Below are 13,943 nucleotides of genomic sequence, written 5' to 3' on the forward strand. Positions count from 1 at the left end.
ACGGGCGTGGGCTCCACCCCCCGTTAGGATCTCAACCCTGTGATCATCAAGGGGGATTCCACATGACCGACACCGACCACGCCGTACTGCGACCGCTCGGGCCGGGCGATCCGCAGGAGATAGCCGGTTACCGGCTGCTCGCGAAGATCGGCGAGGGCGGCATGGGTTCCGTTTACCTGTCCCGGACCCGGGGGAACCAGCCCGTCGCGCTGAAAGTCATCCGCCGCGAGTTCGCCCAGGAACAGGACTTTCGGGTCCGCTTCGAACGCGAGGTGCAGGCCGCCCGCCGCGTGCAGGGCTACCACATCGTGCCGGTCCTCGACCACGACACCAGCGGTGAACAGCCTTGGCTGGCCACCGCGTTCGTGCCGGGCCTGGCGCTCGACGACGCCCTCGCGACCCACGGACCGCTGCCTCTGCCCGCGGTCTTCCAGCTGATCGGCTGCGCGGCGCAGGCCCTGCACTCCATCCACGCCGCCTCGGTGGTGCACCGCGACCTCAAGCCGAGCAACATCCTGCTCGGCTCGAACGGCCCCTGGGTCATCGACTTCGGCATCGCGCGGGCCACCGACACCACCCAACTCACGCGCAGCGGCGGGTTCATCGGGACACCGCAGTACATGTCCCCCGAGCACGCCCTCGGCCGGACGGTCACCGCGGCGACCGACGTCTTCGCGCTCGGGCTGATCGCCGCGGTCGTGGCCACCGGCCGCCACCCGTACGGCGACGGCGCGGGACTCTCGATCGCCGCCGCGATTGCCAACACCCCCCAGCAGGCGCCGGATCTGAGCGGCTACCCGGACCCGCTGCGCCAGCTGCTGGAGCGCTGCCTGCACTCCGATGCCGACAAGCGGCCCCAGCCGACCGAGCTCGCCGAATGGTGCTGCCAGACGGCGGGGCGGAACCTGCGCGATTTCGACGGGTGGCTGCCCGCGCCGCTGACCGCGGAGATCGCGCGGCGTGAGCAGTCGGCACAGGCGCAGGCACGGGCGCAGGCGCCGGCCCCGGTGCAGACTCCGACGCAGGCCCCGCCCCCGCCGGCGTACGCGCCGACCCGGGCCCCCGAGCCCGCCCGGCCCGCGTACGTGCCCACGCACGCGTCAGGACCGGTCCCGATGGCGTACGCGCCGACCCAGGGCCCGGCGGGCAGCCCCCAGCCTTCGGCGTACGGCGCACCGACCGCACCCGCCCCCGCCTATGCCGCCCCCGCCGCACCGGCTCCCGCGCCCGCCCCCGCGCGCAGCCGGGTGCCCCTGGTCGTCGGCGCGGGCATCCTCGTACTCGCCCTGGCCGCCGGCGGCACCTGGTACCTCACGCGCAACGAGGACGACGGCGCCCGGCAGACCGCGGGCGAGGACAAGGGCAAGTCGGCGGACGCTCCGAAGGAAGCGGCGGCCCCGGTGGCGCAGTCCGCCGGCCCGAGCCCCTCGGCCTCGGCCTCGCCCTCCGGCCGCCCCTACACCGTGGTCTACAAGGACAAGCCGTTGAAGCTCCTGGCGCCCAGGGAGTTCGGCAAGATCAACGACGTCGACCTCGACTTCCCCAAGGTGGCCGGCTTCATGTCCGGAGAGATCAGCGGGAGCGACCGGGAGCTGCAGATGGGCTACGCGGACGTCCAGAACTCCACCTCGTTCGGCAAGAGCAAGGGCCCCACCCCCGAAGAGTGCGAGACCGGGGCAGCCACCAACCCGATCCCCGACAAGCTGCGGGAGGCGGACCTCATCGGCGCGGACCGCGCCATCGTCGCCGGCGATCTGCTGTGCACCGTCACCTCCAAGGGCAACCTCGCCATGGTCAAGATCGTCACCGTCCAGGACTCGACCGACACGCAGTACAAGGTCCCGACGTACCTCACCGAAGTGACGCTCTGGAAGCGGTGAACGGCTGTGGCCGGTAAGCCACGTTGAGCTCCGCGACCGAGGTCCACGGGTTGCCGGCCACCTCGCTCGTGGCCTTGAGCCTCACGTAGCGCGCGGTGCGGGGCGTGAAGGTGACGTCCTGCCGGGCCGTCGTGTTCGGGAAGGTCCCGGCGGCGGCCGCCTGCCCCCAGTTCACCCCGTCCGCGGAGGTGAACACCTGGTAGCCGGCGATGCGGCCGTTGCTCTGGGCCTGCCGGGGCAGGCAGTGCAGCGCCGAGACGTTGTACGGGGCGCCCAGGTCGAGGGTGATCTCGTGCGGCATCGGCGCGGTGGCCGTGTACCACTGGGTGTGCCAGATGGTGGAGGCGTCGCCGTCCAGGACGTTGGCTGCGGCGCCGTTCTCGCCGGCCGTCTCCTGACTGTCTACGGCCTTGATGCTCATCTGCCCTTGCGGTACGAGGAGTTCCCCGCCGCCTGCCGGCCCGAGGTCGTCCACGGTCAGGTCGTCGAGGATCAGATCGGCCTCGTCGTGCGAGTCCTCCGGGGTCACCTTCCGTACGCCGATCCAGGCGTCCGCCCCGGCGGTGAAGGTGGTCCTGAAGTCGGTGGGCGTACGGGCCTGGTTCAGCGCGGTGGCGGTCTCGGTGCTGCCGGAGCCGGTGATGAACTGGTAGTCCCCGCCGAAGCCGCTCTCGTAGCGGAAGGCGACCCCGTACGCGTGCCCCGGGGTCAGCCGCAGCGTCTGGGGCAGGGTGCGGTAGACGAGACCGGTGCGCTCCTCGTGCGACTTGAGGGAGTTCTGCCCGCCGATCACGTCGTCGACGAGCTTCCCGTTCCAGCCGGCCTGCGTGTACGGGGCGTTGCGCTGGGCCAAATGGGTGCGCGGGTCGGTGGCGGAGCCGCCCGCGCCGCCGAACGCGAACGGGCCCCAGCCCGCGTCGCCGTTCTCGAAGTCCTCGGCGAACGTGTGGCCGCCGAGCGGGGTGCGGGCCGAGCGGACCACGCGTACGTCGTCCAGGTGGACGGTGCCGGACCCGGCCGCGGCGGAGAGCTTCAGGGTGGCGGTCGACTGGCCTGCCGGGACGTCGAAGAGCACCTTCATGCGCTGCATCGTGGTGCCGTTCTTCTCGCTGCCGCCCAGGTGGTCGGCCAGGGGCGAGGAGTCGGCGTACACGGAGGCCGCAGTGCCCCCCGCGGGCGTGACGCCGAGGGTGGCGGCCCGGCCGGCCGGCGTGGAGACCCAGACGGAGGCGGCGTAGGTGCCGGGCGTCAGGCCCGTCAGCTGCTGGGAGACGGCGGGGGCGGTCCCGGCGGCGAGGGTGAGCTCGTTCTGGCCCTGGGAGTTGCGGGCGACGGCGGCGCCGGCCCCGGTGACGGTCCAGGCGTTCAGGTTCCCCGCGTAGAAGGAGGGGTCCTCGACCGGGGTGCCCTCGCCCCACTTCGGGTCGGCCTGGGCGGGCGCGGCGCCGTTGGTGACCACGTAGGCGGTCTTCGCGGCGGCGTCGACGGTGATCCGGCCGCCGGTGACGGCGAGGTCGCCGACCAGCCGGCGACCGGTGTCGGTCAGCTGGTAGAGCTTGGGCGCGGACCACCCTGCGGGCAGGGTCCAGGTCGTGGAGCCGCCCTTGTCGTTCCAGTGGTACAGCTTGCCGTCGCGCGGGAGCAGGTAGCTGCCGCCGCTGAGCACGGTGCGCCCGCCTGTGGTGATCTTCCGGGTGTTGCCGGTGGTGGTGGCGGTGGTGCCGTTCGCGAGGGTGACCGAGTTCGCGGTCCACTTCACGATCGGGGATTCCTGGAGGTACTTGGTCGGCAGGTTGACGGCGAAGGTGGTGTTCAGGAAGGCGTTGTAGTCCTTCTTGCCCTGCCAGCCCTCGTACGCGGTGAGTTCGGCGCCGCCGAGCAGCGGGTTCCCGGCGATCCAGTCGTCCTTGGCGTGGTTGGCGACGAACCGGGCGATGGTGGAGTTGACGCCCTTGAGATCGCTGCCGCCGTAGTTGACGTCGGCCGCCCAGTGGTGCCAGAGGGACTGTTCGGTCAGGGTGTTGGGGAACTCGGTGGCGAGCTGGAAGCCGAGGCCGCCGATCTCCCGCTGCAGTTTGCGCGATACGTACCCGTCCCCGTACCAGACGTCCACGTACAGGAAGTCGAGCCCGGGCGCGGCCGTCTTGAGGTCCTGGAGCCGCTTCAGCCGCTCGCCGGACCGGCCGTCCTTCCGCGTGTCCACGGAGTACGACTGGTCGAGCCAGTCCCAGCCGAGGCCGCCGCTCTGGTGGGCCGGGTCGAAGGTCGCGGAGACCGGGTACTCCTCGGTCGCGTTGACGTGGACGCCGAAGTCGGCGTTGTAGGCGTGGCCGGCGGTGGTGAGGGCGTTCAGGTCGGTGGCGCCGCCGAGCTTGGAGCCGATGTTCTTGTAGTCCATGTGTGCGGAGTCGTGGCCCTCGGAGGCGTACCCCTTGAGGAGGACGAACTGGCCTAGGCCGTCGGTGGCGAGGCTGACGCGCTTGGTCTCGTCGAGGGTCTCGGCGAAGGGGTGGGTGGCCTGGGAGGCGAAGTTGAAGGGGATTCGCTGCACGACCCGGTCGGCGGTCTGCTGCCATCCGGTGGGCGGGGTCCAGATGTCGCGGTAGGCGACGGCGGCGTCCTGCCAGTCGACGGCCGCGTCTCCGTTGCGGTCCCCGGTGATCGCGATCCGGGCGTACGGGAGCGGCTCGGTGTCGGTGTCGGCGGCACCCGCGGCCCGGTAGAGCCAGGCCCCGCTCCACAGGCCGGCGCGGCGGTAGGCCCCCTTGTCGGTGATCCGCTTGCTGATCCGGCCGTTCTCCCGGGCGGTGCCGCCGGAGGGGGTGTCGTAGAGGGAGTTGGAGTCGATGGCCGCGGCGAGCTCGGCGGTGTTGGCGAACCCGTACATCACCGTCGTCGCGGCGGGGTCCACGGGCATGCTCGCCGTGACGGGGGTGAAGGTGTCTCCGGTGCCCGTGGTGGCGGTGTGCATGTTCGCCGTGGCCAGCGCGGCGCCGGGCTGGTCGCTGCGGACGCTGACGAGGTGGTGGTCGGGGATGGCGAGACTGCGGACGCGCAGGGCGGGGGTGTCCTCGATCGCGGTGACCTTGAATTCGACGACCGAACCGGTCACCGAGAGCCGGGACCTGACGGTCACCCCGGAGAACGACAGCACGTAGTCCACCGCGGAGGTGGACGGGGTGGAGGTCACGGTCGGGGTGTACGCGGTCCCGTTGACGAGGATCGCGGAGAGAACGTCCTCGTTGCCGTCCAGTACGTCCCCGGTGGCCCGCCGGGTGTAGCTGACGACCCGGGGGAAGCCGCCGTCCACGGCGACCGACAGCTCGCTCGAGCCGATCGTCACGGGTGCGGCGGCCGCCGCCGCGGCGGGCGCGGGCACGGAGACGACCAGGGTGGCGAGGAGACCGGCAACCGCGGCTGCTGCGGTCGGCCAGAGGGGGGTACGCATCGGGCCTCCGGGAGTCGGCGCTTCCTTGGCGGAAGACCGCACGGCACGGAGGCCCGCGGTCCGCTCACTGACCTGTCAGCTTGCGGACCGCACCGCCGCAGGCCCATGGACAAAGCAGAGCCCCGTCCTGGACTTACGTGGCGGATGAGATGAGGGGATCAGGTGGCGGCGGGTGTGATCACGACGGCCGTCCCGTACGCACACACCTCGGTCCCGACGTCGGCGGCTTCGGTCACGTCGAAGCGCATCATCAGGACCGCGTTCGCGCCGCGGGCCTTCGCCGCTTCGATGAGCCGCTCCATGGCCTGGTTACGGGTTTCCACCAGGGTCTTGGTCAGGCCCCTGAGTTCGCCGCCGATCATCGACTTCAGGCCTGCGCCGATCTGGCTGCCGAGGTGGCGGGAGCGGACGGTGAGGCCGAAGACCTCACCGATGACCTGCTCGACCCGGTAGCCGGGGACGTCGTTCGTCGTCACGATCAGGACGCCGGTCTGCTGGGCCGTCGGGCCGCCGCTGTAGTCATCGATACCCATGGACCCACTCTGGCGGCGGGCCCGGACCCCCGCATCCGGAGGGGGTCCGATCCGGCCGACCTGGCGGCGACCGGGAGTCAGGGCAGCCGGGCGACGAGGCCGGACTCGTGGGCCAGGACCACGGCCTGGGCGCGGCTGGACACCCCGAGCTTGCTCATGCAGCGGTGCACGTGCGTCTTGACGGTGGCGGCGCTGAGGACGAGCCGCTCGGCGATGTCGGTGTTGGACAGGCCGGCTCCGACCAGGCCGAGCACCTCGCGCTCGCGCGGGGTCAGGGCGTCCAGCCGGGGGTGCGGGTCCCGGGCGACCGGGGCGGCGTACGCGGCGATGATCCCCTGCAGCGCACGGGGGCTGAACAGCATCTCGCCGGCGTGGACGGTCGCGATGGCGGCGAGCAGCCGCTCGGGCGGGGTGTCCTTCAGCAGGAAGCCGCTCGCGCCGACCTGCAGGGCCCGGAAGACGTACGCGTCGGAGTCGAAGGTGGTCAGCACGAGCACCTTGGGGCGGGCGGGCCCGTCCCCGGCGCCGGCCCCGCCCGGTGCATCGGCCGCCGCCCCGGCATCGGCGTCGGCCGCGGCGAGGATCCGCTCGGTGGCGGCGATGCCGTCGGTGTCCGGCATCCGGATGTCCATCAGGATGACGTCGGGCCGGGTCTCGGCGGCGAGCCGGACGGCCTCCTCGCCGCCCGCCGCCTCGCCCACGACCTCGATGCCGGGCGCGGCGCCCAGCAGCGCGCACAGCCCGGACCGGATCAGGAACTGGTCGTCGACGACGAGCACACGCAGCATGACCGCCTCTTTTCTAAACATGGGAGCCGGTGGCGGCCCGGGGGACGGGGACCCGGAGTCTGACCTCGAAGCCGCCTTCGGGTGCAGGTTCGGCGGTCACCGTGCCGTGGTAGATCGTGGCCCGCTCGCGCATGCCGATCAAGCCCTGACCGGCAGATTCCGGGGCGGCGGCCGAAATCCGCACCCCTACACGGCCGTCCGTACGGGCCTCTGCGCGGCCGCTTCCGTCGTCCCTGACGCGTACCGAGACCTCGTCCTGCGCGTAGTGCACGTGGACGGTGGTGTGCGCGGCCGGGGCGTGCTTGATCACATTGGTGAGCGCCTCCTGTACGACGCGGTACGCGCACAGGTCGATCCCGGGCGGCAGCACGTACGGCGTCCCCGTGATCCGTACGTCGACGGGTACTCCGGCATCGGCGACCCGCTTGACCAGTTCGTCGAGGCGCCCGAGCCCGGACACCCGGGGCGGCTCCTGCTCGGCGGGCTCGAGGCCGTCCTCACGGAGCACGAGGAGCATCCGGCGCATCTCCGCCAGGGCCTCGTGGGCGCTGTCCCCGATGGTGTCCAGGGCCCGGCGGGCGGTCGGCGGGTCGGAGGCGAACACGTACCCGGCGAGGCCGGTCTGGACGGAGATCACCGAGACGTGGTGGGCGATGACGTCGTGCAGCTCGCGGGCGATCTGGATGCGCTCCTCCATGACGGCCCGCCGGGCCTTCTCCTCCTGCTCCCGGCGCAGTTGCCGGGTGAGCTCGCGCAGCCGCCGGGCGCCGTCGCCGGTCACCCAGCAGACGATGGTGGTGACGGTCACGAAGCCGACGCTGAGCGGACCGATGCCGGGCTCGGCGAGCCGGGTCCCCCAGAGCAGGACGAGCAGGGCACCGACCGCACATCTGGCCGAAATTCGCCGCTCGCGGAGCGAGGCGACGGTGTACAGCGCGAGCGCGAGGCCGCACACGGCGACGGCGTGGTAATAGCCGAGGGTGAAGTAGCAGCCGGTGCAGAGCGCGGTGCTGATCAGGACGGCGACCGGGAAGCGGCGGCGGAGCACGAGCGGCAGGTAGATCGCGGCGAGCAGGGCGTAGGCCCGTGCGTCGGTGTCCCGCCAGTAGCCGTTGGGGTCTGGCCAGTTGTGGAGCATCGTGGTCGAGATCCAGAGCGAGCCGATGGCGTACACGATCTCGCCGACGGCCGGCAGCACGGCGCGGAGCCGGACCACCGCCGGATGTGCGGACAACTGCACGTCACCCCCCTTGAGTACACCCCTGGTTGTACAGGGTGACCTCCCGAGGGGGTAGGCGGATTTCACCCTGTGGATGGGCGAGCCCGGCGGACCCCGCGCGTAGATTTCCCTGAGCCGGACGAAGCCGGCACCGGCCCTGCCCCCCGGGGCCCCGCCGCGCGGCCGTGCCCGTTCGGGGGCGGGCACGGCCCCGCGTACGTCTGTTCGGGTGGTGGCCGCCGCGCCGCCGACTGCCTACCATGGGCGGTCACCTCAGCCGGAGGACAGCGCCCATGGAGTCGTCGCAGAACCCGTCGGGACACGCATCCGCACACCCGCAGGCCCCCCTCATCGACATGCACACCCCGAGCGTCGCCCGGATGTACGACTGGCTGCTGGGCGGGGTGGAGAACTACGCGAGCGACCGTGAGGCCTGCGCCCGGCTCCTGGAGATCGCCCCCAGCACCCAGCTCCTGGCCCGCAACAACCGGGCGTTCCTGCGGCGTGTCGTACGCATCCTGGTCGAGGAGTACGGGATCAGGCAGTTCCTCGACCACGGCTCCGGGCTGCCCACGCAGGACAACGTGCACGAGGTGGCGCAGCGGGCCGATCCCGGCTGCAAGGTCGCGTACATCGACAACGACCCCATGGTCCTGGCCCACGCCCAGACGAGCCTTCACGAGGACGGCCGCACGCTCGTCCTGTCCAAGGACCTGCGCCTGACCCGGCAGATCCGCCAGGACACCGACGGCTTCCTGGACTGGGACCGGCCGATCGCGGCCCTGTTCGTCTCCGTGCTGCACTGCCTGCGCGACACGGACGACGAGAACGATCCCGCGGCGGTCGTACGGAACACCGCCGCGCAGCTGCCGCCGGGCAGTTTCATGGTGATCTGCCAGCTCGTCAGCGACGATCCGGCCGTCCGCCGCGACGTGACGCGGCTCATGGACGTGACCACGCACGGCACCTGGGGCCGGGTGCGGGAGCCCCACGAGGTGCGCCGGTACTTCGACGGGCTGGAGATCCTCGGGCCCGGGCTCGTCGACGTGGTCGACTGGCGTCCCGAGACACCTCCGCCGCCCCCGGGCAACCGGCCTCGGGACTGGGTGGAGTGGGGCGGGGTCGGCCGCCTCTGATCCCGGCCCGCTCCTGCGCCGTCGCCGGCCCCGGCATGATCCGAAAGACAGGCCCTAGTCGTCGCCGAACTGACGCTTCGCCTCGAGGATCAGGTCGACGCTCTCGTCCTTGGTGGCCGCCGCGTTCCGCAGGTTGCTGAGGGCGTTGCGGTAGTCGTCGAGGGCCCGGGGCCTGGTCACGTAGTTCGCTCCGTTGATGTGCTCCACGTACGCCAGCTCGGCGTGCTCCCCGTCCCGGAACTTCAGGTGCGTGATCGGGTAGGGCGGGGTGGTCCCGTACGCACGGGTCATCCTGAGGATGCGGATGCTCACCTTGTCGGTGTCGCCGGCGCGCAGCAGGTGGTTCAGCTGCTCCTGCATCACGGCCGCGTTCCCGCAGCGGCGGTGCAGGACGCCTTCCTCGAGCAGCGCGGTCACCCGGGGCAGCGGGCCGTCCATCAGCCGCAGCTGCCGTTCGGCGCGCAGCTCGACCACCCGTTCGACCTCCTCGGGGTCGGCGCTGGGTATGACCGCCCGGACCATGTACCGGGCGTAGTCGCGGGTCTGGAGGATGCCGGGGACGACGAGGTTTTCGTAGACGCAGATCTCCTCGGCGTCGCCCTCCAACTGGATCAGGCGTTTGAGGAAGTCGGGGGTGACGTCGCTGAACTGCTCGTACCACTCAGAGTCCTGCGCGTGTTCCAGGAGCCGTTCGATCGCCCGCATCTCCTCGGCGTCGACGCCGTAGTGCCGGGCGAGATCCCGTACGTCGCGCGGCTTCGGCGGGCTCTCGCCGCGCTCGAGCCGACTGACCTTCGAGACCGATCCGCGGATGACCGGTGCGACCTGGCGCAGGGTCAGGCCGCGGGCCTCACGGCACCTGCGCAGCTCCCGCCCCAGCAGGCGGTCGGCCGCCGCCCGGGCCGGATCGCTTCCCATCGGCAGGACGGGAGCGACGTGCTCGGGCAGCGGCTCTGGGAGGGCGGGCATCAGGACTCCCGATGACTGGGGCAATGGTCCGTCACAGCATGGGCCGCCTCCCTCGGCCCCTCAAGCCGTGGCCTCGGCTTGAGGCGTCATCCGGTCAGATGGTCGAATTCCGCATGTTTGGCGCCGTCGATGAACGCCTCGATCTCGGCGGTCGTGAACACCAGGGCCGGACCGTCGGGGAAGCGCGAGTTCCGCATCGCCACGGCGCCGCCCGCCAGGGCGGCGACCTCCACGCAGTTGCCGTTGCCCACGCTGGCACTGCTCTTCACCCACACCGCGCCGGGAATCTCGCTCGCCACCACGCCGTTGTTCACCTGCATGATCGGACCCCTCCTCGTCGGACGCGCACGACCGTGCGAACCCGTGTGGGACCGCACGACGAGCACTGACAGAAATGCTAGCCAGATGTAGGGGACACCGGAGTCCCTCGAACGGGTGCCTCGGATGAGCGGCGTCCCAATGGCCCGAATCCGGAACCGGAGGGGAACTCATTGGGCATTTCGGGCTAAACGGCGGTGCGTCACCGGGTCGGTACGACCTGCCCTCGCCATAGTCGACCGTGGCGACCGACTGGTTGCCGCCCCGGCCCGCGGGCACACCGCGGCCGGGCGGATGTCTTCGTAGAGGAGCCTGCACATGCAGAAGCCCGCCAGGACCGTCCTCGCTCTCACCGCCGGAAGCCTGGTGCTCGGCATGGTCGGCGCGGGTGGCGCCGCCGCGAACGAGGGCCCGATGGCCGACACGCCGTCACACCAGGCCGTCCTTCTCGAGCCGGAGAACGGCCAGTCCGGTACCTACAACGACAAGAAGTACACCGTCGGCAAGGTCACCTCGCAGGGCCCGCTGAAGATCCGCAGCAAGCCGAACACCCGTGCCGACGTGGTGGGCCACGTGAAGCCGGACCACAAGGTCGCCATCGTGTGCAAGACGTACGGCGAGTCGATCGACGGCAACAACATCTGGTACCGCCTGCACATCAAGGAGGACCACGAGTCGCAGGACGGACGCGATGAGGACGGCGGGCGCGACGAAGACGGCGCGCGCGACGAAGACGGCGGCCGCGAAGAACACGGCGGGCGCGACGAGGACAGCGGCCGCGACGAGCAGGGCGGCCGCGGCGAGCACGACGGACGGCAGGACGGGCGGGACGGGGACGACCTGCGCAACGGGCAGGACGGCAAGGACCGGAAGGACCGCAAGGACCGGAAGGACGACAAGGACCGCAAGGACGACAAGGAGCACAAGAAGGCCTGGATCACCGCCCGTTACGTCAAGAACCTGGACCACGTGAAGTGGTGCGACTGACCCTTCCGGTCAGTCCGCCGGGCGTACGGTACGCGGCCCCACGCACTCCGCCCCGTACGCCCGTACCCGCTCGCGCAGTTCCCGGTCCGCCGTGACCACGACACAGCCGCGCTCCGCGAAGGAGGCGGCCAGTTCCACGATCCGGTCGTCACCGCTTCCCGGCGCCGAGTCCACCCGTACTCCGGGCACGGACTCGACGCCCCGGGCGGCGCCCTCGACGACGAGGACGATCTCCTCGACCGCCCCGATCCCCTCGATCTCCTCGCCCCCCGCCGGGTCCCGCCCCGCGAGGCGGTCGCGCAGCCGCTCGGCCGCGCCCCGCCGGTCCCGCCACCAGCCGTCCGGTACGGAACCGACGACGTTCGCGGCGTCCACGATCAACACGCTCATGGCCCCAGTATGGGCGGGACCGGCGATGGCCCGCACCGCCTGTGTGCCGTCGCCTAGAAGGCGCCGTAGTTGACCTGCCAGGTGGGCAGGCCCATCCGCCGCCACACCGCGACCACGCGGTCCCGGTCGTCCAGCGACACCCGTACCGCGAAGCGGTGGCGCACGTGCGCGTCGAACAGCTCCGCCTTCACCACGTCGTCGCGGCGCGTGTCGCCGAGCGGGCGCATCCACAGCTCGTCGTACGGCACCTCGTGCCGCCGGAGCCACGCCTCCGTCTGCGGCCGGTGCTCCTCCCCTCGCCCGGACAGCAGCACGATGGTGTCGCCGTCGGCGCGCCGGAAGGCGTCCAGCGCGTACCGCACCGGCTCGTTGAGCGCGTCGATCTCGCAGCGCGAGAAGTCGTACGGGCTGCGGTCGCCGGTCAGCGCGAGCGTCCCGTCGATGTCGCACATCACCGCCGAGGGCAGCGCAGGGTCGGCCACGTACGGCTCGACCGCGGGCTGGTCGTTCAGCCACTGAGCGGTGAGCCGCCAGCCGCCCTTCTTGGCGCTCATGTGCTTGTCGTTGAGTATCCGGATGATCTCCTCGCCGACCGGCCGCTCCCTTGCGGCGTCCCGGCGCAGGCACTCCTCCACCGGCACGTCGGTGAAGTCGTGCACGACGAAGGTGGCCCGTCCGGCGACCGCCGCCTTGAGCCGCTTGGGGATGCGCGAGGTCAGGTGCGTGTTGTCGACGACCACGTCGAAGCCGTCGTCGACGGCCGCGCGCACCGCCGCGTCCTGGACGGCCAGGACGGTCTGCTCGTGCCGGTACGAGCGGCCGCGCTCCGGGTCGGGCAGGTCGAGCATGGCCCGCAGGTCGTCCAGGTTGACGCGGCGCATCCGGCCCGCGGCCTCGGCCTGCAGGGCGCGCGCGGCCGTCGTCTTCCCCGAGGCCGGCAACCCCGTCATGACGTGGACGACGGGGCGTGCGGGTTCTTCGGACACGGGTCAGTTCTCCTCATCGGTGGTGAAGGGGTCGGACGCTTCCGGCCGCACGTCCCGCCATACGACGAGCTCGGTGGACCGGCCGTCCAGGCGCAGGAACATCGCGGGACGGATCCGGCGGTCGGGCAGGGCCTGCACGGCGCGCGCGAACGCGCCCCGGTCGCCCGCCAGCGGGGCGAGCTGTGCGAACGCCTCGTCGACGGCGCGCTCGCGCTGCGCCGCCGCGTCCTCGAGGCGGGCGACCACCTCGCGCACCCAGGTGTCGAACTCGTCCGGCACCTGCTCCAGCAGCGCGTCGAGCGGCTTGCCGCCCGAGGCCTCTATGTCGGCGACGGTGCAGTGCAGGCCCTGCGCCAGCTCCTTGACGGGCAGGCCGGCGAACCGTTCGATGCCGTGGGTGCGCCAGATGTCCCGCTCGGTGACACCGGTGACCAGCTTGTGGAGGCGTACGTACTCGGAGAGCTTGGCCTTCGCGCGCACGCCGGAGGCGAACCGCAGCACGAAGCCCTCGGCGTCGGTGCCGGCGGCGTTCTCGCCGCCGGGCAGCGTGTTCGACTCGGCCAGCGCCAGCAGCTCGGCGAGCGGCATGGCGGGCCACACCGTGACGACGGATCCGATCCCCTGCCAGTGGACCGCGGCCTCGGCGAGCGGGACCTCGGTGCCGTCCAGCGCGAACGCGGCGAGGAGCACCAGGTCCCGGCGGTCGCCGTAGTCGACGACGATACGGTTCTGCGGGTACAGGATCTCCGCGAGGTAGGTCACGCCGGGGACGAGGGCCGAGGTGTCACGGCCGTCGAGGTGGCGCTGGCCCCAGGTGGCCTGGGTGCTGATGAAGGATCCCTTGGACGCGACGCGCCAGCTGCCCGCGTAGTGGAAGACCACGGCGAGGCTGCCGTCGACCTTGTCGTACACCTCGAACGGCTCGTCGGGCAGGGCCGGTGCGTACGGCTGACCGGACTCGTGCTCGCCGACGTTGAAGAACTTCGGCAGCGGCAGCGCGACGATCGCGCCGGTGGAGTCGTCGGCGACGAGTCCGCGGCAGCGCGTGGTCACCTGGTTCCAGACGCGCCCGTACTGGGCCGTCCGCGTGTACGTGTAGATGGACAGCGGCAGTTCGGGGTGCGACTTGCGGGTGACGTGCCCGGCGTCGATGGCTGCCGCCAGATCCTGCTGCGGCAGCAGGTCGTGCAGCGTCGGGTAGGCCTGGTTGTGGCCCATGGGTTCCTCCCGGTTCGAGATGGTTCATTCTCACGTGCGGGAGGATGTGCCCGGTACTGAATTATCGCTGG

General features: G+C 71.6%; 12 protein-coding genes. 3 read left to right on the plus strand and 9 right to left on the minus strand.

The features are described 5' to 3' along the window. Positions 1-62: 62 nt before the first annotated feature. The gene (locus ACZ49B_RS25345) at positions 63-1,880 is read left to right on the plus strand and encodes a serine/threonine-protein kinase (protein WP_468309972.1); all 1,818 of its coding nucleotides are present in this window, start codon (positions 63-65) and stop codon (positions 1,878-1,880) included. Here the strand turns inward: ACZ49B_RS25345 and ACZ49B_RS25350 are convergent. From ACZ49B_RS25350 to ACZ49B_RS25365, 4 genes are all read right to left on the minus strand, one after another. Further along, positions 1,852-5,328, minus strand: coding sequence for an endo-alpha-N-acetylgalactosaminidase family protein (locus tag ACZ49B_RS25350; protein ID WP_468309973.1), 3,477 nt, complete (start codon positions 5,326-5,328; stop codon positions 1,852-1,854). The genes ACZ49B_RS25345 and ACZ49B_RS25350 overlap by 29 nt on opposite strands. A 158-nt stretch (positions 5,329-5,486) precedes the next feature. After that, positions 5,487-5,861, minus strand: coding sequence for a YbjQ family protein (locus tag ACZ49B_RS25355; RefSeq protein ID WP_468309976.1), 375 nt, complete (start codon positions 5,859-5,861; stop codon positions 5,487-5,489). A gap of 77 nt (positions 5,862-5,938) precedes the next feature. Further along, positions 5,939-6,649: a response regulator gene (locus ACZ49B_RS25360; protein WP_468309978.1), complete on the minus strand. Its 711-nt coding sequence runs from the start codon at positions 6,647-6,649 to the stop codon at positions 5,939-5,941. Between the two features lie 13 nt (positions 6,650-6,662). After that, on the minus strand, positions 6,663-7,889 hold the full coding sequence (locus ACZ49B_RS25365) for a sensor histidine kinase (protein WP_468309981.1): 1,227 nt from the start codon (positions 7,887-7,889) through the stop codon (positions 6,663-6,665). Between the two features lie 272 nt (positions 7,890-8,161). Between ACZ49B_RS25365 and ACZ49B_RS25370 the strand changes: the two genes are divergently transcribed. Continuing rightward, on the plus strand, positions 8,162-9,004 hold the full coding sequence (locus ACZ49B_RS25370) for an SAM-dependent methyltransferase (protein WP_468309984.1): 843 nt from the start codon (positions 8,162-8,164) through the stop codon (positions 9,002-9,004). A gap of 54 nt (positions 9,005-9,058) precedes the next feature. Here ACZ49B_RS25370 and ACZ49B_RS25375 read toward each other — a convergent pair whose 3' ends face one another. Continuing rightward, the gene (locus tag ACZ49B_RS25375) at positions 9,059-9,973 is read right to left on the minus strand and encodes a helix-turn-helix domain-containing protein (RefSeq protein ID WP_468309987.1); all 915 of its coding nucleotides are present in this window, start codon (positions 9,971-9,973) and stop codon (positions 9,059-9,061) included. Between the two features lie 86 nt (positions 9,974-10,059). Next, entirely contained in the window at positions 10,060-10,293 is a 234-nt protein-coding gene (locus tag ACZ49B_RS25380; protein ID WP_468309990.1) for a DUF397 domain-containing protein, read from the minus strand. Positions 10,294-10,609: 316 nt separating this feature from the next. Here ACZ49B_RS25380 and ACZ49B_RS25385 point away from each other — a divergent pair, with 316 nt between their 5' ends. Then, positions 10,610-11,278 carry an SH3 domain-containing protein gene (locus tag ACZ49B_RS25385; RefSeq protein ID WP_468309993.1) on the plus strand — a complete coding sequence of 223 codons (669 nt, stop codon included), beginning with the start codon at positions 10,610-10,612 and terminating at the stop codon, positions 11,276-11,278. A 9-nt stretch (positions 11,279-11,287) separates the two neighbouring features. On the opposite strand, the gene ACZ49B_RS25390 is transcribed toward ACZ49B_RS25385, so the two are convergent. The 3 genes from ACZ49B_RS25390 to ACZ49B_RS25400 are packed head-to-tail and all read right to left on the minus strand — an operon-like array spanning position 11,288 to position 13,872. Then, positions 11,288-11,668, minus strand: coding sequence for an NYN domain-containing protein (locus ACZ49B_RS25390; RefSeq protein ID WP_468309996.1), 381 nt, complete (start codon positions 11,666-11,668; stop codon positions 11,288-11,290). Positions 11,669-11,721: 53 nt separating this feature from the next. After that, positions 11,722-12,654, minus strand: coding sequence for a phosphatase domain-containing protein (locus ACZ49B_RS25395; RefSeq protein ID WP_468309999.1), 933 nt, complete (start codon positions 12,652-12,654; stop codon positions 11,722-11,724). A gap of 3 nt (positions 12,655-12,657) precedes the next feature. Further along, positions 12,658-13,872: a T4 RnlA family RNA ligase gene (locus ACZ49B_RS25400; protein WP_468310002.1), complete on the minus strand. Its 1,215-nt coding sequence runs from the start codon at positions 13,870-13,872 to the stop codon at positions 12,658-12,660. Positions 13,873-13,943: the final 71 nt, after the last annotated feature.

It is taken from the genome of Streptomyces sp. NPDC031132 (assembly GCF_055570595.1).